Below are 23,698 nucleotides of genomic sequence, written 5' to 3' on the forward strand. Positions count from 1 at the left end.
CGGTGCCGGTTCCGACTTCTGAGCTGTGGAGGCAAAGTGCACAATCACCACAACGGACTGAAAACGGCAGCGCTGTTCGGCGTGCTGTGGGCCATCCTGCTGGGACTGGGTGCCCTCATCGCCGCCAATACCCGCAGCTCTGCCCCGATCCTGATCATGGCGCTGATCGGCGTCGGGACCACGGCCTACGGCTACTGGAACAGCGACAAGATCGCGCTCCGCTCCATGCAGGCCTACCCCGTCTCCGAAGCCCAGGCGCCGCAGCTGTACCAGATGGTCCGGGAGCTCTCCGCCCGCGCCAACCAGCCGATGCCGCGGATCTATGTCTCGCCCACCATGGCGCCCAACGCCTTCGCCACGGGCCGGAACCCGCAGAACGCGGCCGTCTGCTGCACGGAGGGGATCCTGCAGCTCCTCACCCCGCGGGAACTGCGCGGCGTCCTCGGCCATGAGCTCATGCACGTCTACAACCGCGACATTCTGACCTCGTCCGTGGCGGCTGCGGTGGCCGGCGTCATCACCTCGGTGGGGCAGATGCTGCTGTTCTTCGGCGGCGGGGACAGGCGCAATTCGAACCCGCTGGCCCTCATCGCCATGGCGCTGCTGGCGCCGCTGGCAGCGTCGCTGATCCAGGTGGCCATCTCCCGGACCCGGGAGTACGACGCCGATGAGGACGGTTCGCAGCTCACCGGCGATCCGCTGGCGCTCGCCTCCGCCCTCCGCAAGATCCATCAGGGCGTCCAGGCCGCGCCGCTGCCGCAGGACCAGCGGCTGGTCAACGCCTCGCACCTGATGATCGCCAACCCGTTCCGCGGCGGCGGGCTCAGCAAGCTGTTCGCGACGCACCCGCCGATGCAGGACCGCATCAGCCGCCTGGAGCGGATGGCGGGCCGGCCGCTCAGCTGACCGGCCGCCGTCGTACTTCCCGTCCTGCGACACGCACCGCACCCTGCGACGCGCAAAATGCCTGGCGCGGCCCGAATGCCCGTAGCGTGCGGACATTTGCGCGTCGCCTGGTCAGTTGCGCGTCGTCACGCGAGCGAGCGGGCGTAACAGACGGAGAGTGGCTCGCCCGCGTAGGGCCCGAAGTTGTCGATCAGGCGGTAGCCCTCGCGCTCGTAGAAGCGGATGGCGTCGGGCTGGGCCGTGCCGGTTTCCAGCCTGAGCTCGCTCAGTCCCAGGCGGGCGGCTTCGGCCTCGAGGCTTCGCAAAACCGCCGTGGCAGCGCCGCTTCCGCGGTGGCCGGGGAGCACGAACATCCTCTTGATCTCGGCCGAACCGGCGTCGAGCCGGCGCAGGGCGCCGCACGCAACGGCGGTCCCCTCGCGGTTCCGCGCCACCAGGAACACGGTGATGTCCTCGGCGCTGGGCGGCGAACCCGGCTCATGGTCGTCGCTGCCGTAGCGGGCATCCAGTTCGGCCCGCTGCATGCTGCGGAGCCGAGCCCCGTCCTCTGCGTCCCACGGCTCGGGTGTGACCGCGAAATTCATGTCCTGTCCTTTTCTCCGCGACACGGAAAGTTGCCCATGACGCGCTAATGGTCTGGCGACACCTGAATTCCAGTGTCGCCGGACCATTAGCGTGTCGCTAGGCCGGTTTCGCGTCGCCGCGGGGTCAGGGGGCGGCTAGCTGCGGAAGTTCACGAACTGAAGATCGGCCTCGTCGAAGTCCTTCAGCAGGGCCATGGTGGCCTGCAGGTCGTCGCGGGACTTGGAGGTGACGCGGAGTTCGTCGCCCTGGATCTGGGACTTGACCGACTTCGGGGCCTCGTCGCGGATGAGCTTGTTGATCTTCTTGGCGAGGTCCTGCGCGATGCCTTCCTTGATGGAGGCCTCCAGCCGGAATTCCTTGCCGGATGCGTAGGGCTCGCCGGTGTCCAGGGACTTGAGCGAGATGCCGCGGCGGATGAGCTTGGACTGCAGCACGTCCAGGACGGCCAGGACGCGCTCCTCGGAGTTCGCCTTCATCAGGATCTTCTCGCCGCTGAAATCGACCTCGGCGCCGACGCCCTTGAAGTCATAGCGCTGGGCGAGTTCCTTCTGCGCCTGGTTCAGCGCGTTGGCCACCTCCTGCTTGTCTACTTTGCTTACGACGTCGAATGTGGACTCGCCTGCCATGACTCTCCTTTGCTGGTGCGTGCGTCGCCCGGGCCGTGAGGCTCCGGGCAGGGTGTGGGTATCTGGATTCCAGCGTAGTACGGATGGCGGTGATGTGAAGGTGGGCGGCATTCACAGTTCACTCATAGCCAAGTCTTGGCGGGAACGAAGTTTCGGCCACCAGAGTTGTAGCAGTTGGAAGCCGCTCGGAAGGAAAGCAATGACCCACAAGGCCGTCCGCTACGTCACCAAGTCCACTGCCGCAGCCGCAGGAACCATCGCCACCGCCGCCACTTCAGTGGCCGCCGCTGCCGTGGCTGCATCCATCGTCCTCAGCCCCGTCGCCGACGCGTCGACCCGGATGGAGGGAGTGCAGGCGGATCTCCAACGGGCCGTGCAGCTCAACCAGATCACCGAGGAGCAGGCGCTGCGGTTCGAGGCCAAGCTCGCCGGCCGGATCCTCGGCGAAGCCTGATTTTCCGCGGATTTTCGGCCCGCAGGTCCCCGATTTCATTCTTCGGCAGAAGTTCTGTAAGGTTGTCTTGCCCGCGGTTGATGGAAACACCGGCCGGGGTGATCTTCTTTTGAAGTTCGGCAGATTACCCGAGCGGCCAAAGGGGGCTGACTGTAAATCAGCTGGCAACGCCTACGGGGGTTCGAATCCCTCATCTGCCACATTGTTGAAAGACCTCCGGAACCTGATGGTTCCGGAGGTCTTTTGCTTTCCCGGTCTGTGCTGGTTGTGCCGCAGGCCGGCCCAACCCTGGCCACGGATCGGCTGGTTTAAGTCCGGAGCTTCACGGTGCGGGGTTGCGCCGCAGCTCGGCGATCTCGCGCCGGAGGGCGGCCACCTCGGCTGCCAGTTCGCCCACCTCCGTCAGCACCGGCTGCTCTGCCGATTCGGCCGCTGCCACCGTTGTCTCCTCGACCCGCTGGACCAGCCACGAGGCGATGGAGGCAGTCACCACGCCCAGGACCGCGATACCGCTCATCATCAGGGCCGCCGCGACCATCCGGCCCAGGGGAGTGACCGGGTACATGTCGCCGTAGCCCACGGTGGTGATGGTGGCCACGGCCCACCAAACGGCGTCGCCGAAGGTGAGGATCTTGGCATCGGAAGCCGACTGTTCGACGTCGAGCACGGCCAGGGCACCTACGAACACCAGCAGGGCTGCGGAGGCGGCCACGTAGGTGACAACCCTGCCGCGCAGCGTCTCGCCCACCGTCCGGTGAAGCACCGACAGCAGGGTCACCAGGCGGAGCAGCCGCAGCGGGCGGAAGAACGGCAGGGCGACGATCAGCAGTTCGTGCAGGTTGCGGAGAAACCAGCGCCCGCGGTCTTCGGCCAACCACAGGTTGACCGCATAATCCAGCGCGAAAATGCCCCAGGTGATCCACAGGGTGGCCTCGAGCCACTCTGCTCCCCGGCCTTCCATCCTGCCAATCACCTGCCACGCGTACGCCGCCAGGAACACAATGGCCGTCCCCATCAGCGGCCATTCGGCAAGGTCCCGATAGCGTTGCTGCGTCATGGCCACGATCATACGGGTGGCCTTGAATACGGGCGGCCTTGCATACGGGCGTCCCTGGCGGCGGGTCCTGCCCGGCCGGGATTTCCCTGATGCTCCCGGCCGGGATGCTCACTTCGTACCGGCGCCGCCCCGGTTGTGGTGTCCGGTTCCGGCACGGTCAGTTCAGCGCGATGACCAGCATCTGGGTGGTGCCAGGGATGCAGGTCTGCAGGACTGCCCTGGGGAACCCGCCGAACACCGCGGCGACGTCGTTGGTGGTGCCGGGGTTCGGCACCTGGCTCCGGGCCGAAACCCGGTAGGAGCCGTAGCCTGGGATGTCGACACGCTCACCGACGCTGATTCCCGAGAACCGGGCCCAGCCACCGCAGAAGTCGTGCTCGGTGATGAAGAGCGAATACCCGTCGGTGGGCGTGAAATGGATGGGCCCGATGCAGGCGTCCACCATCGCCTGGCCGCCGGCGCCAGCCACATAGATGGTCCGTACCGCGGGCACCGGTGCCGGTGCCGGTGCTGGAGCGGGTGCCGGAGCGGGAGCGAGTGCAGGCGCTGGGGCGGGAGTTGGTGCCGGGGCGGACACGGTCGGTCCGCTGAGCTTGAGCGTCTGGCCCGGAAATATGACCGAGTTGGGTCCCAGGCCGTTGGCTGCCAGCACGCCGCCGACGCTGACATTGAAACGTGCGGCAATGGAGCTCACCGTGTCGCCGGCAACCACCCAATACGTGGCGGGCTTGGGCGCCGGGGCCGGAGCAACCTTGCTGATGGTGACTGCTTTCGCAGGTGCCTTCACCGCTGCCTTACTTGGCGCCTTGGCGGCCGTCTTCGTTGCCGGCTTTGCTGCTGGCTTCGCCGGTGCCTTTGCCGGCGCGGCCGCCGATGCGGCCGCCACCGCCTTGGCCGGCACACTTGCGACGGGTGAGGCGGCTGCCGCGGGCGACGGGGCGGGTGCCGGCTGTTCGGCCTGTTCAGCGGCAGGTTGGCCGACGGCGGCAGCCGGGCTCCCGCCGTCGGACGCCACCAGCGCGCTGATGCCCGCTGACGCCCCCAACAGGGCGGCGGACACCGCTGCCGAAATGACCAGGATCCGTGCGCCCGGCCTTCCGGCCAGCGGTCCATGCCGGCCGGGCGCCCGGACTGCGAAACCGTTGTGGCCAGGGGTAGGCGGGGGATCTGGCGTCTCCTGTTGGTTCATGGCGGACCTTTTGCTTCGAGCGCAGGCGGATGTCCGGGTGCGCGGCGGACGGTGACGCGCAGACACAGGAGGCGCTCGGGCCCACGGGGCGGAAGCACGGCATATGGGGCGCATGACCGCTATTCATGAGTGGTGCACGCTCGCTAACGTGCCGGCCCCAGCCTGATTCGAGTGTAGGAAGCAGCACGCGGGCGCCGCACGAGTAGGGAATACCTGTCTTTCCGGGTGCGGGCACTTGTTTGCCGCAGTAAGCACCGGATTTTAGGGACGCCGGCACGTCCGGGGCGCACGGGTACCGGGGGGACAGAGGCAGCCGGCGAGGAATATTCCCGTTGACGCGGGGAGCGAACAAGGCGCCGGTCCGCGGGACTTACGGACACGGCTCGCGTACGGTTGAAACATGGCTACCGTCGACATCACAGGTGAACAGTTCGCATCGACCATCGAGGGCAACGACATTGTCCTGGTGGACTTCTGGGCTGAATGGTGCGGCCCGTGCCGCCAGTTCGCTCCCACGTACTCCGCGGTTTCGGAAAAGCACCCGGACGTCGTTTTCGCGAAAGTGGACACCGAAGCCGAGCAGCAGCTGGCCGCGGAAGCGGGCATCTCCTCGATCCCCACGCTGATGGCGTTCCGGGAGAAGGTGCTGGTCTTTTCGCAGCCGGGCGCGCTGGCTGCCCCGCAGCTCGAGCAGGTCATTGACGCCGTCAAGGCGCTCGACATGGAGGAAGTCCACGCCCACGTGGCCCGCTCCCAGGCCGAGGCCGCAGCTGCCGCGGGCAATGGCAGCAAGAGCTCCGGCCCCCAGGACGGCTCGCAGATCCCCGACTTCTAAAGGGTCCTTAACCAGCAACGCGACTTAAACAGCAACGCGGGGTCACTTTCCGCCCAATAACCCCTCGGTATTGGGCGGAAACTGTCCCCACCCGTTCCCTACCCTCGCAAGCTCGGCCAGGGAACCCTGCGGGCGTGGGCCCCCCGCGTTGCTTTTTTGTAAGGGCTAGAGGCGGTCCACCTTGACGGGTTCGGCCAGCAGGGCGCTGAGGGATTCGTTCAGGTCCTGCAGCGCGATGCCTTTGGAGTGCGCGTCGAGGGTCTCTTCCGACTCCCACCGCTCAGTCAGGACCAGCTTCTCCTCCGTCGCCTCGGTGAGCTCGTAGCGGAGGCAACCGGGCTCGTTGACTACCTCGTCAATGGCGATTTCCAGGGCGAGCTTCACGCGGAAGAATTCGCCGTCGTTGGGGATGAACGTGGCCTGCAGGTCGATGGGTGCACTCATGGATTTCACAATACCGGCTTGATAGCGTGCCTTATGCGCGCTTACACCGCCGGGGACGCGGACGTCCCCCTGCTCGAGGAAACCATCGGCCAGAACTTTGAGCGCGTGGTGGCGCAGTTCCCGCTGCATGACGCGCTGATCGAGGCCGCCCCCGTACCCGGCGCGGACGCCCGCCGCTGGAGCTACACCAAACTGAACGACGACGTCGACCGGCTGGCCCGCGCGCTCCTCGCCCTGGGCGTCGCAAAGGGAGAGCGGGTGGGTATCTGGAGCCCGAACTGCGCGGAATGGACCATCCTGCAGTACGCCACGGCGAAGATCGGGGCGGTCCTGGTCAACGTGAATCCGTCCTACCGCAGCCATGAGCTGGAGTTCGTGGTGAAGCAGAACGGCATGCGGGTGCTGGTCACGGCGCCCACGGACCGGAACAGTGACTACGTGGGGATGGCGCGCCAGGCGCTCGCCGGATGCCCGGACCTCCGCGAGCTCGTGTTCCTGCCGGACTTCGAAATGGAAGGGCTCGACGCCGGGATCCCCCTGGGTGACCAGGAGCTCACGTACGCTGAACTGCTCAAGCGGGCTGACGCCGTCGGGCATTCCGCGCTGTTGGACCGCATGGCGGGCCTGGATCCGCACGATCCGATCAACCTGCAATACACATCCGGGACCACTGGCTTCCCCAAGGGCGCCACGCTGACGCACCACAACATCCTCAACAACGGGTACTCCATCGGCGAGCTGCTGGGCTACACCGAACACGACCGGGTGGTGATTCCGGTACCGTTCTATCACTGCTTCGGAATGGTGATCGGAAACCTGAATGCGCTGAGCCACGGTGCCGCAACGATCATTCCGGGACGCGGGTTTACGCCGGCCGCCGCGCTGGAGGCTGTGCAGGACTTCGGCGGCACCTCCCTCTACGGGGTGCCCACCATGTTCATCGCCGAACTCGCGCTGCCCGACTTCGCCTCGTACGACCTCTCCACCCTCCGAACCGGAGTGATGGCCGGCTCGCTGTGCCCCATCGAGGTGATGAACCGGGTGATTTCAGAGATGAACATGAAGGACGTCGCCATCTGCTACGGCATGACCGAGACGTCGCCGGTGTCCACCATGACCCGCGACGGGGACACGCTCCAGCAGCGGACGGAAACTGTGGGGCGGACCATGCCGCGGCTGGAAAGCAAGATCGTCGACCCTCTCGGAGAGGTGGTGGAGCGCGGTGAGATCGGTGAACTGTGCACCCGCGGGTACGCCGTGATGCAGGGGTACTGGAACCAGCCCGACAAGACGGCCGAGGCCATCGACGCCGAGGGCTGGATGCACACCGGCGACCTGGCCCGCATGGACGACGCCGGGTATGTGGTGATTGAGGGCCGGATGAAGGACATGGTGATCCGCGGCGGCGAGAACATCTACCCGCGCGAGATCGAGGAGTTCCTCTACACGCATCCGTCCATCCAGGACGTCCAGGTGATCGGCGTTCCGGACGCCAAGTATGGCGAGGAGCTCATGGCCTGCGTCATCCTCAAGCCCGGGGCCGAACCGCTGGACGCCGCCGCCGTGGCGGACTTCTGCCGCGGGAAGCTGGCGCACTACAAGGTGCCCCGCTATGTCGACGTCCGCGACAGCTTCCCCATGACGGTGTCCGGGAAGATCCGCAAGGTGGAGATGCGCGAGGAGGCGGTCGCCCGCCTGGGCCTCTAAGCGCGGGCCTCTAAAGCAACGCGGGGTCAGATATCGCCCAATGGAGGGCCTTTATTGGGCGATATCTGACCCCGCGTTGCAGTTTGCAGCATTGGGGCTGTGGATAACTCCAAAAGGCTTCTGCAGGCCGCCAGAATAGTTCCCATGGCCCGCCCGACGCCGCTCCCGGACACCCTGCACCAGCTCCCCTTCACCGTGTACGCATCACGGGCGCTCGGCGTGACGGAGAAACGGCTCCGCGCCCAAGACCTGGCCGACGGCGGGCGCCTCATCTACCTGCCGAAGGGACAATTCCTCGACCTGCAGTCGCGGGCCAGGGTGCTGGCGGCGGCAACCCCCGGAGCCTGGGTGTCGCATGAGACAGCAGCCGAGCTCTCGCTGTTGGGGCTGCCGCCGTGGATGGACGGGGAGACCATTCACCTCAGCAAGCCGCATGAGCTGCCGCGGGTTCGCCGCGCCGGAGTGGTGGGCCACCGGGTGCGGATGATCCCGGGCGAAATCGGGCAGTGCGACGGCATTCCCATCTCCTTGCCGCCCCGGACCTGGCTGGACCTCGCCGCCGTGCTCCCTCTGAAGTACGTCGTTGCCATGGGGGACCAGCTGATCCGGATCCCGCTGCCCCAGTTCGAGGGCCGCACGGAGCCCTATGCGTACAAGGACGGGCTGCGCCTGCTCATCCGGCAGCACCCCAACATGAAGGGTGTTGAGAAGGCGCGGCTGGCCCTGGATGAAATGCGGGTGGGCGCCGACTCCTACCCTGAGACTTTCCTCCGGATTGCGATCATGGATGCGCACCTGCCGGAGCCGGAACTTCAGGTGCGCCTGGATCCCCATGATCCCTGGTCGCCCACTGCCGACCTCGGGTACCGGCGCTTCCGGATTGCACTGCAGTACGACGGCGGGCATCACCTGTCGCGTGAACAGCAGTCCCGCGATAACCGGCGCGATGAGGCGTTCATCAGCGCCGGCTGGTCCTATTTCAAGGTGAACGCGGACGACCTGGACGAGGGGTTCCGAGGCGTGATCAGCCGGGTCAAAGGTGCCAAACGCCGTGCAGCCTAAGGCAACGCGGGGTCAGATATCGCCCAATGGAGGCGGTTTATTGGGCGCTAAGTGACCCTCCCACCCGCCCCTTCCCTCGCAAGCTCGGCCAGGGAACCCGGCGGGCGTGGGCCCACGTTGCAGTTGGGGCGGGTCAGTGGGCGCGGTGGTCCTGGATGGTCATCCGCGGGCCGAAGGTGGGTTTCCGGAAGCCGCTCAGGCCGAGCATGCGGACCACCCGCTGCCGGTGTCCCGTCCACGGTTCCAGGAGGGCCAGCATGCCCGCGTCGTCCGTCCGCCGCCCGGTCAGCGCGGCGCCAACGTATGCGGCCAGGTGGTAATCGCCCACCGCGATGGAGTCGGGGCAGCCGTGCGTCCGCTGCACCACCTCGGCCGCTGTCCACACCCCGATCCCTGGGATGGTCTGAATCTTGGTGGCGGCCTCTGCCGCCGGCAGGGATGCCAGGCGTTCAAGCGCGACGGCGGATCGCAGGGCGCGCATGACAGTCGCCGAACGCTGCGGGCCGACTCCGGCCTTGTGCCACTCCCAGGACGGGATGCGGAGCCAGGCCTCGGCGGTCGGCCGGACCAGCAGCCCGGTTGGGGCGACGGTACCGGCGCCGGGCGCGGGCGTACCGTGCCGGTACATCAGGTAGCGGAATCCCCGGCGCGCCTCGATGACGGTAACCTTCTGCTCCAGGATGGTGGGCACGAGGGAGTCAACCATCCGCCCGGTGGCTGGCAGGCGGACATCGGGGTTCCGGCGCCGGGCTTCACGGACCATGTGGGGGAGCGTGGCGGCGAACGAAGGCTCGTCAAACGCGGACCAGTCATCATCCGCGCCGAGGAGCCGCGGAACGCCCGCCAGGGCGGCGTCTGAGCCGGGACCCCAGGCCAGGGCATCGACGCAGGGGCCGCCATCCGGCCCGAATCCTGCCTGGCTGTTCACGGTGAGCCGCAGCGTCACCGGGCCATCCGGCGTCGTGAATGCCATCCACAGCCCGTCCGGCCGCGAGGCGAAGGAGGGGTCACCGTTGCCGCGCATCAGGATGCCCAGGGTGCGGTGCAGGTCATACGGGCCGCCCGGATGCCACCTGAGGGACGCGTCCGCCGCGGCTGCCAGCCGGGCGGGTGCGTCAGCAATGGTCATACGAACATCGTCCCACGCCTCGCCGACAAACATGCCGCGGCACCTGCCGGGTGGGTTGCGACAGGCCCTTATCCGGGGACGGCGGCAGGACTACAATCCGTGTGTGGCGCGGGTCGGCCGCGTCCCTTCCTTCGAGTTGTAGGTGATCGCAATGGGTGGAGTGGTGCATTTTGAAATCCCGGCGGACGACCAGGACCGGGCGAGAAACTTCTACAATCAGGCCCTCGGCTGGCGGATCGACCCCATGCCCGAGATGGACTACAACGTGGTGATCACCACCCCGATGGACGAAAAGACCGGCAGGCCCACCGAGCCGGGCGCCATCAACGGCGGCATGATGGCTCGGGACGGGGAACTGACCACGCCCGTCATCACCGTGGACGTTGAGGACATCGACGCCACGCTGAAGACCGTCGAACAGCTGGGCGGCTCCGTGGTGAAGGGCAAGGAAACCATCCCGGGCATGGGCCACTACGCCTACTTCAAGGACACCGAGGGCAACATCCTGGGGCTCTGGGAGAACCTGCCCGCCGATGCCGCCGGCGCCGGGAGCTGAGCCAGGCGCCCGGCTGCCGGCCGAGCTGGTTCCGAATCGCCGCCGGCCAGCGGTTACTCCTCGCCGAAGCGGCTGCGGGCCTCCACCGGGATCAGCGGCTTCTGGGCGCGGATCCTGAGCTCCTGCACCGCCCAGGTGTTCCCGTCCGGGTCGCTGAACCCGAAGAAGGTGCCGCCGTCGCGTTCGTCGAAAACGGTGATCTCGCTCGCCTCCACACCGCGGCTGAGCAGTTCGTCGCGCGCCGCCCGGGCATCAGCCACCACGAGCTGCAGACCACGCATGGAGCCGGGGGCCATCTCGTTCTGCGTGGGCAGGTCACCGATCACGATCGAACAGCCCGAACCCGGAGGCGTCAGCTGCACCACGTGCATATGCTCGTTCTGCGTGTCGTGGTCAAGGTTGAAGCCGACTTTGTCACGGTAAAACTCCACGGCACGGCTGATGTCACTCACGGGCAGCACAACTACTTCGAGGGTCCAGTCCAAGGCACAGTTCCTTTCAACGACGCTCAGGAGCGGCGCCCGGCTACGGGTGCCGATGCCAGCTTGCCCTGTCGGGCAGGCCGTGGCTAGTACCTCGGCAGAGCGCGGGAGCGGCAGGCACGGCAAGAAAGCGATTACGGCGTCCCGTTTCCTGCCCAGAGCGCCAGGACTGCCAACGGAAGGGCAAGGACAACGGCCACAAGGCCGGCCACAGCGAAGCCGCCCCAACGCACGCGCAAGTTGAGGCTCTGCAGCCGCTCGTGCCACAGGAGCGTGGCGAGTGAGGCCCACGGCGTAACGAGCGGGCCCAGGTTCACCCCTATCAAGAGTGCGCCCAGCCTCAGCGGCGATCCGGCCGCGGGTTCCAGGGCCAGGTAGGCGGAGAGGTTGTTTGCGACGTTGGCGGCGCCGGTACCCAGCACAGCGAGGCGCAGCAGGTCCGGAAACGTCTCGCCTGTCCCGGCGGCAGGTGACAGCACCCGGGTGAGGCCCTGCGCGTGCAGGGTCTCAATCACCATGAACAGCCCGGCGGTCAGCATCAGCGGGCGCCACGGCAGCATCGACCAGCGCAGGGCCGCCGGCCGCCGCCACAGGAAGATGACCACAAGGAACCCCGCAGCGAGGGCAGCCGGAACCGCTACGGGGATACCGGAAACCAGAGCCGGAAGCAGCACCAGCAGCGTTCCGCCCGATGCCCGGAGCAGCGTCCGGTCGCCTGTGGTATGGACCGGCTGCGGCCCGTACCGGCCACGCAGGTCCCGGTGGAAGGCCAGCCAAAGCAGCAGCGACGGCACAACCACGCCGACGGCGGCGGGGACCCACATCAGCTTGGCGAATCCCAGCGGGCTCAGGGACATGCTCGACTGCGCCAGCAGGTTCGTGAGGTTGGAGACCGGCAGGAACAGCGACGCGGTGTTGGCCAGCCATACGGTGGTCAGGGCGTACGGCAGGGGCGGGATCTTCGCGTGGACGGCCAGCAGTACCACCATGGGAGTCACCAGGACCGCGGTGGTATCGAGCGATAGAAAGGCCGTGGCGACGGAGGACAGGGCAACCACAAAGAGCCACAACAGAAAGACGCTGCCACGGCCCGGCACCGCAATGCGGTCCGTCACCACATGGAACAATCCCGCATCATCAACCAGTTCAGTGACAACGGTCATCGCCACCACGAAGGCGAGGATGGGGGCTGTGCGCCCTGCCAATTCTCCGAACGCGGGCAAGGGCAGAAGGCCGCCCGCCAGGCAGCCGGCTCCGGCAAGCAGCATGAAGCCCGGCAGCAGATAGCTCCGCACATTCTTCGGTATTCGCACGCGCGCCACTGCCCAATCTTCGCACCGAAAGCCGATACGACGATCCCGCGGCCCTAGACGGTAAGTTGGTACCCATGAAGTACGCCCAGTCTGTCCTGGACCTCATCGGCAACACTCCGCTCATCAAGCTGAACCACGTCACCGAGGGCATCAAAGCCACCGTCCTCGTGAAGCTGGAATACGTGAACCCCGGCGGCTCCATCAAAGACCGCATCGCGGCCAAGATGATCGAGGAAGCCGAGCGCGACGGCAAGCTCAAGCCCGGCGGCACCATCATCGAACCCACCTCCGGGAACACCGGGGTCGGCCTTGCCCTGGTGGCACAGCAAAAGGGCTACAAGTGCATTTTCGTGGTCCCGGACAAGGTGGGCGAGGACAAGCGGGCGGTCCTGGAGGCCTACGGCGCCGAAGTGGTGGTGACGCCCACCGCCGTCGAACCTGACAGCCCACAGAGCTACTACGGTGTGTCCGACCGTCTGGTCACCGAGATCCCCGGCGCGTACAAACCGGACCAGTTCTCCAACCCCGCCGCCCCGCAGAGCCACTACGAGACCACCGGCCCCGAAATCTGGCGGGACACCGACGGCAAGGTCACGCACTGCGTGATCGGCGCCGGCACCGGCGGCACCATCACCGGCACCGGCCGCTACCTCAAAGAGGTCTCGGCGGACCGTCCGGAGTCCGACGGCGGCCGGGTCAGGATCATCGGGGCCGATCCCGAAGGTTCGGTCTACTCAGGCGGCACCGGCCGCCCGTACTTCGTCGAGGGCGTGGGCGAGGACATGTGGCCGGCCAACTACGACAAGTCGGTCCCGGACGAGGTCCTCGCGGTCAGCGACGCAGACTCGTTCGAGATGACCCGGCGGCTTGCCCGCGAGGAGGGCCTGCTGGTGGGCGGCTCCTCCGGCATGGCCGTGGTGGCCGCCCTGCGCACCGCCCGGGACCTCCCCGAAGACGCGGTGGTGGTGGTGATCCTGCCCGACTCCGGCCGCGGCTACCTCGCCAAGATCTTCAACGACCAGTGGATGCGCTCCTACGGCTTCCTCTCCGGCGGCGAGGAGGCCTCCGTGGGCGAGGTCATCAAGTTCAAGACGGGCGAACTGCCGGACCTGGTGCACATCCACCCGAACGAAACCGTCCGCGACGTCATCAACATCATGAACGAGTTCGGCGTCAGCCACATCCCGGTCCTCTCCGCGGAACCGCCCGTGGTGATGGGCGAGGTGCTCGGCGCCGTGGACGAGCGGACCCTGACCGCCAAGCTGTTCCGCGGCGAGGCCAGGCTGACGGACAAGATCGCCGAACACATGGGGGAGAAGCTGCCGGTGATCGGCTCGCTCGAAACCATCTCCGCCGCCCGCGAACTGCTCTCCGACGTCGACACCGTGATGGTGACGTTCGTCGGCGCGCCCGTGGGCATCCTGACCCGCCACGACCTCCTCGCCTACCTCAGCAACTGATCAAGGAGCCCCATGTCTCTCTCTGAGAACCAAGGATTCAACACCCGCGCCGTGCACGCCGGCCAGGCCTTCGAGCCCCGCACCGGTGCCGTCGTTCCGCCCCTGCACTTCAGTTCGACATATGCCCAGGACGGCATCGGCGGCCTGCGGGACGGCTACGAGTACGGCCGCGGCGGCAACCCCACCCGCGACGCCCTGCAGGAACAGCTCGCCGCACTCGAGGGCGGCACGCACGCCTACTCCTTCAGCTCCGGACTCGCTGCCGAGGACTCGCTCATCCGCGCCCTGATGCGGCCCGGCGACCACATTGTGCTCGGCAACGACGCCTACGGCGGCACCTACCGGCTGATCAGCCGCGTGCTCGGCGAGTGGGGGATCGGCAACACCCCCGTGGACATGTCCGACCTCGACGCCGTCCGGGCCGCGGTCGCCGCCAACAAGACCCGCTTCGTCTGGGTGGAGACCCCGTCCAACCCGATGATGAAGATCACCGACATTGAGGCGCTGGCCAAGGTGGCGCACGACGCCGGGGCCCTCCTGATCGTCGACAACACCTTTGCGTCGCCCTACCTGCAGACCCCGCTCGACCTGGGTGCCGACGTCGTGGTGCACTCCACCACCAAGTACATCGGCGGCCACTCCGACGTGGTGGGCGGCGCGATCGTGGTCAAGGACGCGGACCTGGCCGAGAAGATCGGCTTCGTGCAGTTCGCCGTCGGTGCCGTCTCCGGCCCGATGGACGCCTTCCTCACCACGCGCGGGCTCAAGACCCTGGGCGTGCGCATGGACCGACACAGCGACAACGCCCAGGCCGTGGCCGAATGGCTCCTGGAACGCCCCGAGGTGGAGGCCGTCCTCTACCCGGGCCTGCCCTCACACCCCGGCCACGAGCTGGCGAAGAAGCAGATGAAGAAGTTCGGCGGCATGATCTCCGTGCAGTTCAAGGGCGGCGAGGCCGCTGCCCGGAAGGTGGCCGAATCGACGTCGGTCTTCACCCTGGCGGAATCGCTCGGCGGCATCGAGTCGCTGATGAACTACCCGTCGGAGATGACGCACGCCTCGGTCAAGGGCACCGAGCTGGCCGTCCCCGTGAACCTGATCCGGCTCTCCTGCGGCATCGAGGACGTCGAGGACCTCATCGCCGACCTTGAGCAAGCCTTCACGCACATCCAGTGACGGCCTCCCCGCGAACGCAGGAAGGTGCGGGCGCCCGGCAGGAAACCGGCCCGGGTGCGGCGCCCCGCGGAACAGCGGCGCGCCGGCGCGTCCTCGGCTGGACCGCAACGGCGGGCGGGGCTGCCGCCGTCGTCCTCGCTTTGGTCTGGCTGTATGCCGCGTACGCCCCGGCCATGAACGACTTCGAGGTCTATTACTACGGCGGCACCAAGGTGCTGCAGACCGGCGAGGCCGGCATCAGCGAGCTGTACGCGCCGCGGGACGGCCTGCCGTTCACCTATCCGCCGTTTGCCGCGCTGCTGTTCGCCGGCCTGGCCACCATGACCCTCGGCCAGGCCGGGCAGCTCTTCATCTGGGCCGCGCTGGGCGGCGCCGCGGTGGTTTCCGCCTGGCTGGCCAGGCACTACTTCGGGATAACGCGCTGGCGGGACGCGTTTGCCGACTGGCGGTTCCGGACCGTTGCGCTGGCCGGGACGGGAGCCATCGTGCTGCTGGGCCCGTGGCGGGACACCTTCGTGTTCGGACAGATCAACATCATCCTGATGGGCATCATCCTGGCCGACTTCGCCCTGCACGGAAAATCCCGGGCGGGGGAAATCCGCTGGCCCGCCGGCCTGCTGATCGGCGTTGCCGCCGGAATCAAGCTGACCCCGCTGGCGTTTGGGCTGTACTTCCTGGTCCGCCGCGATTTCAGGGCCCTGGCCTGGATGGCTGTTGGCTTCGTCGGTTCCATTGCCGTGGCCTGGGCGGCCCTGCCCCAGGCGTCCGTGATGTTCTGGACCAGGATCCTGCCCAACACCGGGCGCATCGGGGATCCCGGGTACGTGGACAACCTGTCGCTGAAGGGGCTGCTGCTCCACCTCGGCCTGCCGGACTCGGGGTTCACCAGCCTGCTCTGGCTGGTGCTCGCGCTGGCCCTGGCCGCGCTCACCGCGCTGGTGATCAGGTGGGCTGTGGCCGTGGAGGAAAACTTCGTGGCGGTCTCCGCGACCGCAGTGCTCATGCTCCTGGTCAGCCCGGTCTCGTGGTCCCATCACTGGGTGTGGATCGCGGTGGCACTGCCGTCCATGGCCTTCGCGATGCACCGCGTTCCGTCCCGGACCGGCCTGATGCGGCTGGGCGGCTGGGTGGTGGTTGCGGCGTCCGCCGTGGCCTTCTACCTCGCCCCCAAGGACCTCGCGATGGCGGCCGGGGCCGAGATCTGGGGCGTGAACCCGCAGACGCAATGGCCGCTCATGGTCTCCAGCCTTGGTGTGCTGTGCGGCGTGGCGCTCCTGGTGTACTGGGCTGCGGCGTACCGGCCGTCGCGGACAGGGATCACCCCGCGCCGCTAGTCGGTCGGACCCTCAGGCGGAGGCTAGCTTTCTTCAAGAAAGTCAGCTACGCTCGCAGCATGGCTCTCCGCTCCGACTGGTCCCAGCGCAACTGCAGCATGGCCCGCGGCCTCGACATTTTCGGCGACCCGTGGGGCATGCTGGTCCTCCGCGAGGTCTTCTTCGGCAACGGCCGTTTCGACGCGATGAAGACGCGCCTCCAGGTGGCTGACTCCGTCCTCACCCGCCGTCTTGCGTCCCTGGTGAAGGCCGGCCTCCTCGCTAAACAGCCCTATGACGACGGCGGACGCACCCGCCACGAGTATGTCCTCACCGCCAAAGGTGAGGACGCCCTGCCGGTGCTCAACGCCGTCGTGATCTGGTCCGAAAAGCACCTGCAGGCGCCGTCCGAGCAGGCGCATATGTACGTGGTCCACGCAACGTGCGGGCAACGCACATCGTCCGCGGACACCTGCACCGAATGCGGGGAACGGCTCACCGCGGAGAACACCAGCTGGCACAGCCTGACCCGCAGCGAAGAACCGGTCGCGCTGGCAACGGCGCCCCGGCAACCCGACACCACGACCAACCGCGTTCAAGGCGGCGGAGAAGAAGGAACAGCCGCATGACCACCCCCGAAGACCCCGGAGTTTTTGTCCAGATATCGCGCCCTGAGGGGCCCTTAGCGGACGATATCTGGACAAAAACTCGAGAGGAAGAGACAAAAACTCCAGGGGAGAAGGCGGCAAAGGCCCCGGAGGATGGCAAGAAGACTCCGGGGGAGGGGCCGAAGAAGCGGCGGCGCCTGCATCCGGCGTGGGCCGTTGCGGCGGTGGCGTTCCTGGCGCTCGTCGGGGCCGCCGGGTTCCGTGCCGCGCCCGGTGTGCTCATGGTGCCGCTGCAGCAGGAGTTCGGCTGGTCCACCACGGTGCTGTCGTCCGCGGTCAGCATCAACCTGGTGCTGTTCGGGCTCACAGCCCCGTTCGCCGCCGCCCTGATGGAGCGTTTCGGCATCCGGGCCGTCACCGCCGTCGCGCTCGGACTGATCGGCGCAGGCAGTGCCCTGACCGTGCTGGTCAACCAGTCCTGGCAGATCCTCCTCACGTGGGGCCTGCTCATCGGCCTGGGCACCGGTTCGATGGCCCTCGTGTTCGCGGCGACCATCGCCAACATCTGGTTCACGAAGAGCCGGGGCCTGGTGATCGGCATCCTGACAGCGGGCAGCGCGGCCGGGCAGCTGGTCTTCCTGCCGTTCATCGCGATGCTCGCCCAGGATCCGGGCTGGCGCCAGGCCTCGCTGCTCATCGCCGCCGGGGCGCTGGCCGTGGTTCCGCTGGTACTGAAGTTCCTGAAAAACTCGCCGGCCGACGTCGGGGCGTTGCCTTACGGGGCGGAGGAACCGTCCGGCGCGTCCGACGGAAACACAGAAACCGACGGCAAGGCGGAGGCGGCCCCCGCCGGGGCCGCGGAACCCCGCCGCAACGCCGCCGTCCGGGCACTGGAGGTGCTGCGGAGCGCCAGCAGGAACCGCACGTTCTGGGCGCTCGCCGCCGGGTTCGCCATCTGTGGCGCCACGACGAACGGGCTGATTGGCACCCACTTCATCCCGTCCGCCCATGACCACGGAATGCCGGAAACGACGGCGGCCGGCCTGCTCGCCGTCGTCGGGATCTTCGACATCCTGGGCACCATCGCCTCCGGCTGGCTGACCGACCGCTTCAACCCGCGGATCCTGCTCGCCGTGTACTACCAGTTCCGTGGGATCGGGCTGCTGGTGCTGCCGCTGCTGCTGGGCTCCTCGGTCCAGCCCAGCATGATCGTCTTCGTCGTGATTTACGGCCTGGACTGGGTGGCCACGGTTCCGCCCACCGCCGCGATCTGCCGCCAGGTGTTCGGTGCCGACGGCAGCGTGGTGTTCGGCTGGGTGTTCGCCGCGCACCAGCTGGGCGCCGCGGCAGCCGCCCTGGCCGCCGGAGCCATCCGGGACGCCACCGGCCAGTACACCTACGCTTGGTTCGGCGCCGCCGCGATGTGCACCATAGCCGCGGTCATCAGCGCCACCATCCGCAAGGACGCCGGACGGCGAGAGCCCGCAGCAGTGGCAGTGGCTTCAGTAGACTGAGCGGGGCGCCCTCGGGCGCAGCTCTTGCGGCTGAACGCGCCACGCGTCCCGCAGGCACATTGCCGGACGACAGCTGGGGACACTGAATGGCACTGCTTACTGCCCAAACAAACACCGACATGCCCGCCGGGGGACAGAACAGCGTATCCGCACCGCCGCTCCGCGGCCGCCGGACCGCACTGGCCGCCGTCGAACTGGCGGTCCTGCTGGCCGTGATCATCGCCGCCGTCTTCGTCGCGTCGCGGCTGGACGCCTGGGGCGGGAAGGGCCTGGACTTCAGCGTCTACTGGTACGGCGGCAAGATCCTCAACGACGCCGGCCTGTCGCCGTCGGGCCTATATCAGCCCACGGTGAACTGGGCAGGCGGGCCGGAACTGCCCTTCACCTATCCACCGTTCGCGGCGCTGCTCTTCAGCCTGCTCGCCAACCTGCCGCAGGCCACCGCGCTGATGCTGTTCAACGCCGCAGGCGTGGCCGTGGCCGCCTGGGTGGCGGCGCTCGGCGTCCGGTACTGGAACGGCAAGCCGGGCTGGCGCAGCACCTTCGCCTCCCCGACCGTCCGGTCCGCGCTCAACCGGCTCGGCGCCGTCGTACTTTTCCTGGCTGTCCTGAATCTGGGGCCCTGGCGCGAAACGCTGGTTTTCGGCCAGATCAACATCCTCCTGCTGGGGCTGATGACGGCGGACCTGCTGTCCGGCAGCCCGCGCTGGCGGAACGGCGTTCCCGGCAGCGGCTTCCTGGTGGGCGTGGCGGCCGGCATCAAGCTGACGCCCCTGGTCTTCGGACTGTATTTCCTGATGCGGAAGGACTGGCGCGGACTGCTGAACATGGGCGCCGGCTTTGCCTTCACGGTGCTGCTCGGCTGGGTTCTCCGGCCGGCCGAATCCCTCAGCTTCTGGCTGGAGATTCTTCCCGACACGTCCCGGATCGGCGGCGCCGGCTACGTGGACAACCTGTCCATCAAGGGCGCCCTGCTCCACTTCGGCGTTCCGGCGGACGTTGTGAACGTGCCGTGGATACTTCTGAGCCTGCTCGTGGCGGGCCTGGGCGCGGCCGTCATCCGGATCGCCAGCAGCCAGGGTGCCAGGGTGGCGGCCATTTCGGCCACGGCCCTCACCATGCTCCTGGTCAGCCCGGTCTCGTGGTCGCACCACTGGGTCTGGATGGCGGCGGTGCTTCCGGCGTTCGCCTGGACGCTGCGCGAGACTCCCCAGCGGCACCGGCTCTCACGTTGGCTGATGGGCGGCGTCCTGGGCGTGTCCACAGCCGTGTTCCTGTTCTCGCCGAAGACCATCGGCACCGCCCTGGGCGCCGAAAACCTTGACCTGCAGACGCCGGTGCCCTGGATCATGGCGTCCAGCGCCGGGGTTTTCTGCGCGGTGGCCATCACGGTGTGCTGGCTCGTGGTTCTCCGCCGCGATGCCGTGGCGGAGCTGGCGGAATGAGCACCGCACTCGTCACCGGCGTCGGACGCCTCGCCGGCATCGGCGCCGGGATCGCCCGGCAGCTGGCCGCCGACGGCTGGGACCTGGTGCTGACCTACTGGCAGGACTACGACGCCCGCATGCCCTGGGGAATCCAGCCGGACGACGTCGTCCGGCTCACCGCGGAACTGGAGGCGACCGGCTCCAGGGTGGTGGCGCTGCCCGCCAACTTTCAGGACCCGGAGGCCGTGGACCGGCTGATGGCGGAGGTCGCCGCGCAGGCGGGAACCCTCCACGGGATGGTGCTCAGCCACGCCGAATCCGTCGATTCGGGCATCATGGACACCACCCTCGAAAGCTTCGAACGGCACTTCGCCGTGAACACCCGGGCCAGCTGGCAGCTGATCCGCGCCTTCGCGCAGCAGGCAACCGACGACGGCGGCGCGATCGTCGCGCTGACCAGTGACCACACAGCATTCAACCTGCCGTACGGTGCGTCCAAGGGTGCGCTGGACCGTATTGTGATCGCCGCAGCGCGTGAGCTCGGACCGCTGGGCATCAGCGCCAATGTGCTCAATCCCGGGCCCGTGGATACCGGCTGGATGGATGCACCGCTTCGTGAGGAGCTCGCCCGGCGGCAGCCCGGGGGGCGGCTGGGCACTCCGGCCGATGTGGCGGGAACCGTGGCATTCCTGCTGTCCCCGGCAGGCCGCTGGGTGTCCGGGCAGCTTATTAAGTCCGACGGCGGGTTTTCGGCCTAACGCTTTCGGGCACCTTTGAGGCGGGCGGGATCCCGGCCCTGGGAACTTGGCCACCATGGGCACCTGCCCGCCTAGACATGGAAATTTGCCCGCTAGAACGGAGTAGTGCCGCGCATCCGGCGCGGGCGGCCGTCCGGGTCCACCACCAGGCGGTTTGCCGCGCCCGCCCAGAGACGCTGAAGGGGCGGCACGGGCTCCGGAGTGTGGTTGCGCACGTGTCCCTTGGGGCGGGGCGCGCTGCGGCCGGTTGCGTGCCAGTGGTCGAGGGCATCGGCGGTGGCGTTCCAGAGTTTCAGCCCTGCCTCCGGGGCATGGAGCTGGGGGTCATCCTCATCCAGGCCCAGGTGTTCGGCCCAGAGCTGGAGCCGCAGCCCGTAGGCCAACGGCCGGGAAGAGCCGGCGGCCGTGTCTGCCCCCTGCCCGGTGTCTGTGCTGGTGTCCGTGCTGGTTTCTGAACCGGTGTCCGTACCGGGTGGTTCCCACTGGCTCGCACTGGTGTCGATCACAGCGCAGGTGAGCTCGCTGTCAGTGGTCCAGGACCTGCGGTTGAAGTTGTCCGAGCCGCAGGTAAACCAGACGTCGTCGATGATGCAGATCTTGGCATGGACATAGATCGGAGTCCCGGCGCGGTTTTCCAGGTCAAATACGCCCACCCTGTCGGGCGCAACCCGGCGTATCCTGCTGATGGCACGCATCTGCCCCACCCGCTTGGGCGGCCCTCCGAGAATGCCGTCAGAGTCCGGGTAGCGCGGCACGACGGCGATCACGTTCAACTCGGGGTTCTGTTCGAGGGCGGTTGCGATTCCGGCTGCGACCTCCTCAGACCACAGGTACTGGTCCTCGATGTAGATCAGCGAGCGCGCCTGGGCGAAGGCCTTCGTGTAGGCACGGGCGATGCTCCGCTCACCGTCAGGTGCGAACGGGAACGGCGGATGCTTCATGCCGTAGGTGCGGAGCAGCTGTACGGCATGAGGACCCGCAGCTGGCGGGGGCGGCGCAGTCTCCGGCAGCGGTTCGGGGTGCCGGGGCATATCCGCCAGGCGTTGCAGCAGCATCCGGTACGGGGTGCGGCGGTCCAGGGGATGGGGGTCATTCCACCGTTCAGCGAACAGTTCCAGCACATCCGCCACAACGGGGCCACGCAGCTCGAGGGCGGCATCGTGCCACGGTGGCCTTTTTCCATACCGGGAATCCATGACCACCGCCTGCGGGTCCCCTTCGTGATCGGCATCGTCCCGGCGGCTGTGGGAAAGGTCGATTCCGCCCACGAACGCCACGTCCAGCGAGGGGTCGTTCCGCCGGCGGATGACCACCAGTTTCTGGTGGTGGCAGCCGAAGAGCCGCACCCGCTGGTCCAGCAGCACCTCCCCGCCGGCGTCGTTGATCCGGCGGCTGAGGAGCTCATTGGACCGCCAGCTCATCGGGGCCGACACGCGCTCGCCGTGGGACCGCCAAATCAGGCCGCGTACCTCCACTCCCGCCCGGGCCAACCGCGCCAGCAGCTCACCGATCGTCGGTCCATCCGCCGTCAGCCGCTCGTCGGAATCGCCACGCCAGTCGGTGAACCACACACGGTCTCCCGGATTCAGGGCCGACAGCTCCTCCAGCAGCCGGGCGAAGTAGGTGGCCCCGTGAACGAGCGGCCGCACGAGGTTGCCCTCCGACCAGGACGGCGATTCGGCACCGCCCGCGTGCACGTCGGTGGCTGCGTTCCCGCGCTCTTCGCCACTCAGGAACCAGGCGCCGGCACTGCTGTCCGCTCGATCGTCCCCGGTCCTTCCAGGGGCCAGGAGATCGTCAGCGTCAGCCATGTGCCCAGTATGCTCCAGGCCATGCGGCCGGCGCGAGAGCTAAACGTCGCAGGTCAGCGGAACGCCTGCAGGCCGGTGATGTGCTGGCCGAGGATCAGGGTGTGCACCTCGTCCGTCCCTTCGTAGGTGCGCACGGACTCGAGGTTGGCAGCGTGCCGCAGGGGAGAGTAGTCGAGCGTGATGCCGTTGCCGCCCAGGATGGTCCGGGCTTCCCGCGCCACCTTGATGGCCTCGCGGACGTTGTTCAGCTTGGCAAGCGAGATCTGCTCCGGCCGAAGCCGGCCGGAGTCCTTGAGCCGGCCCAGGTGCAGGGCGAGCATGGTGCCCTTCTGGACCTCGAGCAGCATGTTGACGAGCTTCTCCTGTGTCAGCTGGTACCCGGCCAGCGGCTTGCCGAACTGCAGGCGGTCCATCGAATACCGCAGCGCGGCCTCATAGGAGTCACGGGCCGCGCCCATGGCGCCCCAGGCGATGCCGTACCGCGCCTCATTGAGGCAGCTGAAGGGGCCGCTCAGTCCCCGGGCACCCGGCAGCAGTGCCTCCGGACCCAGCCGGACGCCGTCGAACGTCACATCGCACTGGATGGAGGCGCGCATGGACAGTTTCCGCCCGATCGGGGTGGCGGTGATGCCCGCCGTGCCGGCGGGCACGAGGAAGCCGCGGACGCCGTCTTCGGTCCTTGCCCAGACCACCATCACGTCGGCCACGGAGGCGAGCCCGATCCAGCGCTTAGCGCCGTCCAGGATCCAGCCGGCGTCCTCTCCGCTGCCGTCCCGCCGCGCTGTGGTGGTCATCGACGATGGGTCCGAGCCCGCCGTCGGCTCGGTCAGCGCGAAGCAGCCGATCACCTCGCCGGCGGCCATCCGGGGGAGCCACTCCTCCTTCTGGTCCTCCGAGCCCCACTTGTGGATGGCACTCATCGCCAGTGACCCCTGGACGGAGACGAACGTGCGGATTCCGGAATCGCCGGCCTCCAGCTCCATGGCGGCCAGGCCATATTCGACGGCGGACCGGCCGGGGCAGCCGTAGCCCTCCAGGTGCATGCCGAGGACGCCGAGCTCGCCCAGCTGCGCGGGCAGGTGCAGGGGGAAGACGCCCTCTTCGTACCATTCGGCGATGTCTGGGCGGATCTGCTGGTCGGTGAAGTCACGGATCCGCTGCCGCAGGGCCAGCTCATCGGGGGTCAGCAGGGAATCCAGGGCCAGGACATCCGAAGGGTCCTGGAGACCGTACTCGGCCGAAGCTTCCACAGGATCAAAGGCGTCATTGCTCATTGCAGCATCCTA

23 protein-coding genes and 1 tRNA gene are annotated in these 23,698 nt (G+C 67.8%); 14 read left to right on the forward strand and 10 right to left on the reverse strand.

The features are described 5' to 3' along the window. The first annotated feature begins 36 nt into the window (after positions 1–36). Positions 37–906: a zinc metalloprotease HtpX gene (htpX, locus tag R5O87_RS20015; protein WP_410554893.1), complete on the forward strand. Its 870-nt coding sequence runs from the start codon at positions 37–39 to the stop codon at positions 904–906. A gap of 125 nt (positions 907–1,031) precedes the next feature. Here htpX and R5O87_RS20020 read toward each other — a convergent pair whose 3' ends face one another. Both R5O87_RS20020 and R5O87_RS20025 read right to left on the reverse strand, forming a co-directional pair. Continuing rightward, positions 1,032–1,490, reverse strand: a complete 459-nt coding sequence (locus tag R5O87_RS20020; protein WP_410554892.1) for a GNAT family N-acetyltransferase — start codon at positions 1,488–1,490, stop codon at positions 1,032–1,034. Between the two features lie 135 nt (positions 1,491–1,625). Continuing rightward, positions 1,626–2,117 carry a YajQ family cyclic di-GMP-binding protein gene (locus R5O87_RS20025; protein ID WP_050054209.1) on the reverse strand — a complete coding sequence of 164 codons (492 nt, stop codon included), beginning with the start codon at positions 2,115–2,117 and terminating at the stop codon, positions 1,626–1,628. 199 nt (positions 2,118–2,316) lie between these two features. On the opposite strand from R5O87_RS20025, the gene R5O87_RS20030 reads away from it, so the two are divergent. Further along, the gene (locus R5O87_RS20030) at positions 2,317–2,571 is read left to right on the forward strand and encodes a hypothetical protein (protein WP_410554891.1); all 255 of its coding nucleotides are present in this window, start codon (positions 2,317–2,319) and stop codon (positions 2,569–2,571) included. Positions 2,572–2,689: 118 nt separating this feature from the next. Beyond that, a tRNA-Tyr gene (locus R5O87_RS20035) sits at positions 2,690–2,771 on the forward strand. 122 nt (positions 2,772–2,893) lie between these two features. Here R5O87_RS20035 and R5O87_RS20040 read toward each other — a convergent pair. Together R5O87_RS20040 and R5O87_RS20045 are read right to left on the reverse strand one after the other, a co-directional pair. Then, entirely contained in the window at positions 2,894–3,628 is a 735-nt protein-coding gene (locus R5O87_RS20040; RefSeq protein WP_410554890.1) for a potassium channel family protein, read from the reverse strand. 157 nt (positions 3,629–3,785) lie between these two features. After that, positions 3,786–4,817 carry a LysM peptidoglycan-binding domain-containing protein gene (locus R5O87_RS20045; protein WP_410554889.1) on the reverse strand — a complete coding sequence of 344 codons (1,032 nt, stop codon included), beginning with the start codon at positions 4,815–4,817 and terminating at the stop codon, positions 3,786–3,788. 400 nt (positions 4,818–5,217) lie between these two features. Between R5O87_RS20045 and R5O87_RS20050 the strand changes: the two genes are divergently transcribed. After that, complete coding sequence (locus R5O87_RS20050) at positions 5,218–5,652, forward strand: thioredoxin family protein (RefSeq protein WP_410554888.1); 435 nt, start codon at positions 5,218–5,220, stop codon at positions 5,650–5,652. A gap of 165 nt (positions 5,653–5,817) precedes the next feature. Here R5O87_RS20050 and R5O87_RS20055 read toward each other — a convergent pair whose 3' ends face one another. Further along, positions 5,818–6,096, reverse strand: coding sequence for a putative quinol monooxygenase (locus tag R5O87_RS20055; protein WP_410554887.1), 279 nt, complete (start codon positions 6,094–6,096; stop codon positions 5,818–5,820). A gap of 33 nt (positions 6,097–6,129) precedes the next feature. Between R5O87_RS20055 and R5O87_RS20060 the strand changes: the two genes are divergently transcribed. Together R5O87_RS20060 and R5O87_RS20065 are read left to right on the forward strand one after the other, a co-directional pair. Beyond that, a complete protein-coding gene (locus R5O87_RS20060; RefSeq protein ID WP_410554886.1) occupies positions 6,130–7,803 on the forward strand; it encodes an AMP-binding protein in 1,674 nt (557 codons plus the stop codon). Between the two features lie 144 nt (positions 7,804–7,947). Next, on the forward strand, positions 7,948–8,865 hold the full coding sequence (locus R5O87_RS20065; protein ID WP_410554885.1) for a hypothetical protein: 918 nt from the start codon (positions 7,948–7,950) through the stop codon (positions 8,863–8,865). A 133-nt stretch (positions 8,866–8,998) separates the two neighbouring features. Here R5O87_RS20065 and R5O87_RS20070 read toward each other — a convergent pair whose 3' ends face one another. Then, complete coding sequence (locus R5O87_RS20070; protein ID WP_410554884.1) at positions 8,999–9,994, reverse strand: DNA-3-methyladenine glycosylase family protein; 996 nt, start codon at positions 9,992–9,994, stop codon at positions 8,999–9,001. Positions 9,995–10,145: 151 nt separating this feature from the next. Here R5O87_RS20070 and R5O87_RS20075 point away from each other — a divergent pair, with 151 nt between their 5' ends. Continuing rightward, a complete protein-coding gene (locus R5O87_RS20075; protein ID WP_410554883.1) occupies positions 10,146–10,550 on the forward strand; it encodes a VOC family protein in 405 nt (134 codons plus the stop codon). 53 nt (positions 10,551–10,603) lie between these two features. Here R5O87_RS20075 and R5O87_RS20080 read toward each other — a convergent pair whose 3' ends face one another. After that, the gene (locus tag R5O87_RS20080; protein ID WP_410554882.1) at positions 10,604–11,035 is read right to left on the reverse strand and encodes a VOC family protein; all 432 of its coding nucleotides are present in this window, start codon (positions 11,033–11,035) and stop codon (positions 10,604–10,606) included. Positions 11,036–11,166: 131 nt separating this feature from the next. After that, positions 11,167–12,300, reverse strand: coding sequence for an SLC13 family permease (locus R5O87_RS20085; RefSeq protein ID WP_410554934.1), 1,134 nt, complete (start codon positions 12,298–12,300; stop codon positions 11,167–11,169). 119 nt (positions 12,301–12,419) lie between these two features. On the opposite strand from R5O87_RS20085, the gene R5O87_RS20090 reads away from it, so the two are divergent. The 7 genes from R5O87_RS20090 to R5O87_RS20120 all read left to right on the forward strand — a co-directional run bounded on the left by R5O87_RS20090 (position 12,420) and on the right by R5O87_RS20120 (position 20,601). Next, entirely contained in the window at positions 12,420–13,805 is a 1,386-nt protein-coding gene (locus R5O87_RS20090; RefSeq protein ID WP_410554881.1) for a cystathionine beta-synthase, read from the forward strand. A 12-nt stretch (positions 13,806–13,817) separates the two neighbouring features. After that, the gene (locus R5O87_RS20095) at positions 13,818–14,981 is read left to right on the forward strand and encodes a cystathionine gamma-synthase (protein WP_410554880.1); all 1,164 of its coding nucleotides are present in this window, start codon (positions 13,818–13,820) and stop codon (positions 14,979–14,981) included. Further along, positions 14,978–16,315 (forward strand): glycosyltransferase 87 family protein, encoded by a 1,338-nt coding sequence (locus tag R5O87_RS20100; protein WP_410554879.1) that lies wholly within the window; start codon positions 14,978–14,980, stop codon positions 16,313–16,315. Before R5O87_RS20095 ends, R5O87_RS20100 begins: the two co-directional genes overlap by 4 nt. 59 nt (positions 16,316–16,374) lie before the next feature. Next, positions 16,375–16,923, forward strand: coding sequence for a winged helix-turn-helix transcriptional regulator (locus R5O87_RS20105; RefSeq protein ID WP_410554878.1), 549 nt, complete (start codon positions 16,375–16,377; stop codon positions 16,921–16,923). Beyond that, a complete protein-coding gene (locus R5O87_RS20110; protein ID WP_410554877.1) occupies positions 16,920–18,416 on the forward strand; it encodes an MFS transporter in 1,497 nt (498 codons plus the stop codon). The genes R5O87_RS20105 and R5O87_RS20110 overlap by 4 nt, the downstream gene beginning before the upstream one ends. An 86-nt stretch (positions 18,417–18,502) precedes the next feature. Beyond that, positions 18,503–19,861: a glycosyltransferase 87 family protein gene (locus R5O87_RS20115; RefSeq protein ID WP_410554876.1), complete on the forward strand. Its 1,359-nt coding sequence runs from the start codon at positions 18,503–18,505 to the stop codon at positions 19,859–19,861. Then, positions 19,858–20,601, forward strand: a complete 744-nt coding sequence (locus R5O87_RS20120) for an SDR family oxidoreductase (RefSeq protein ID WP_410554875.1) — start codon at positions 19,858–19,860, stop codon at positions 20,599–20,601. The genes R5O87_RS20115 and R5O87_RS20120 overlap by 4 nt, the downstream gene beginning before the upstream one ends. Positions 20,602–20,693: 92 nt before the next feature. Here the strand turns inward: R5O87_RS20120 and R5O87_RS20125 are convergent, their stop codons facing one another. Beyond that, positions 20,694–22,412 (reverse strand): phospholipase D family protein, encoded by a 1,719-nt coding sequence (locus R5O87_RS20125; protein ID WP_410554874.1) that lies wholly within the window; start codon positions 22,410–22,412, stop codon positions 20,694–20,696. A gap of 53 nt (positions 22,413–22,465) precedes the next feature. Beyond that, positions 22,466–23,686 carry an acyl-CoA dehydrogenase family protein gene (locus R5O87_RS20130; RefSeq protein WP_410554873.1) on the reverse strand — a complete coding sequence of 407 codons (1,221 nt, stop codon included), beginning with the start codon at positions 23,684–23,686 and terminating at the stop codon, positions 22,466–22,468. Positions 23,687–23,698 lie beyond the last annotated feature (12 nt).

This window comes from Arthrobacter globiformis (assembly GCF_046536215.2).
Taxonomy (GTDB): domain Bacteria; phylum Actinomycetota; class Actinomycetes; order Actinomycetales; family Micrococcaceae; genus Arthrobacter; species Arthrobacter globiformis_E.

Coding starts and splice junctions, on each gene's coding strand:
- R5O87_RS20065 (WP_410554885.1), top strand. CDS start 7,948: ATGGCCCGCCCGACGCCGCTCCCGGACACCCTGCACCAGCTCCCCTTC.
- R5O87_RS20050 (WP_410554888.1), top strand. CDS start 5,218: ATGGCTACCGTCGACATCACAGGTGAACAGTTCGCATCGACCATCGAG.
- R5O87_RS20045 (WP_410554889.1), bottom strand. CDS start 4,817: ATGAACCAACAGGAGACGCCAGATCCCCCGCCTACCCCTGGCCACAAC.
- R5O87_RS20105 (WP_410554878.1), top strand. CDS start 16,375: ATGGCTCTCCGCTCCGACTGGTCCCAGCGCAACTGCAGCATGGCCCGC.
- R5O87_RS20075 (WP_410554883.1), top strand. CDS start 10,146: ATGGGTGGAGTGGTGCATTTTGAAATCCCGGCGGACGACCAGGACCGG.
- R5O87_RS20125 (WP_410554874.1), bottom strand. CDS start 22,412: ATGGCTGACGCTGACGATCTCCTGGCCCCTGGAAGGACCGGGGACGAT.
- R5O87_RS20115 (WP_410554876.1), top strand. CDS start 18,503: ATGGCACTGCTTACTGCCCAAACAAACACCGACATGCCCGCCGGGGGA.
- R5O87_RS20055 (WP_410554887.1), bottom strand. CDS start 6,096: ATGAGTGCACCCATCGACCTGCAGGCCACGTTCATCCCCAACGACGGC.
- R5O87_RS20060 (WP_410554886.1), top strand. CDS start 6,130: ATGCGCGCTTACACCGCCGGGGACGCGGACGTCCCCCTGCTCGAGGAA.
- R5O87_RS20020 (WP_410554892.1), bottom strand. CDS start 1,490: ATGAATTTCGCGGTCACACCCGAGCCGTGGGACGCAGAGGACGGGGCT.
- R5O87_RS20110 (WP_410554877.1), top strand. CDS start 16,920: ATGACCACCCCCGAAGACCCCGGAGTTTTTGTCCAGATATCGCGCCCT.
- R5O87_RS20030 (WP_410554891.1), top strand. CDS start 2,317: ATGACCCACAAGGCCGTCCGCTACGTCACCAAGTCCACTGCCGCAGCC.
- R5O87_RS20090 (WP_410554881.1), top strand. CDS start 12,420: ATGAAGTACGCCCAGTCTGTCCTGGACCTCATCGGCAACACTCCGCTC.
- R5O87_RS20130 (WP_410554873.1), bottom strand. CDS start 23,686: ATGAGCAATGACGCCTTTGATCCTGTGGAAGCTTCGGCCGAGTACGGT.
- R5O87_RS20120 (WP_410554875.1), top strand. CDS start 19,858: ATGAGCACCGCACTCGTCACCGGCGTCGGACGCCTCGCCGGCATCGGC.
- R5O87_RS20085 (WP_410554934.1), bottom strand. CDS start 12,300: ATGCTGCTTGCCGGAGCCGGCTGCCTGGCGGGCGGCCTTCTGCCCTTG.
- R5O87_RS20095 (WP_410554880.1), top strand. CDS start 13,818: ATGTCTCTCTCTGAGAACCAAGGATTCAACACCCGCGCCGTGCACGCC.
- R5O87_RS20070 (WP_410554884.1), bottom strand. CDS start 9,994: ATGACCATTGCTGACGCACCCGCCCGGCTGGCAGCCGCGGCGGACGCG.
- R5O87_RS20025 (WP_050054209.1), bottom strand. CDS start 2,117: ATGGCAGGCGAGTCCACATTCGACGTCGTAAGCAAAGTAGACAAGCAG.
- R5O87_RS20040 (WP_410554890.1), bottom strand. CDS start 3,628: ATGACGCAGCAACGCTATCGGGACCTTGCCGAATGGCCGCTGATGGGG.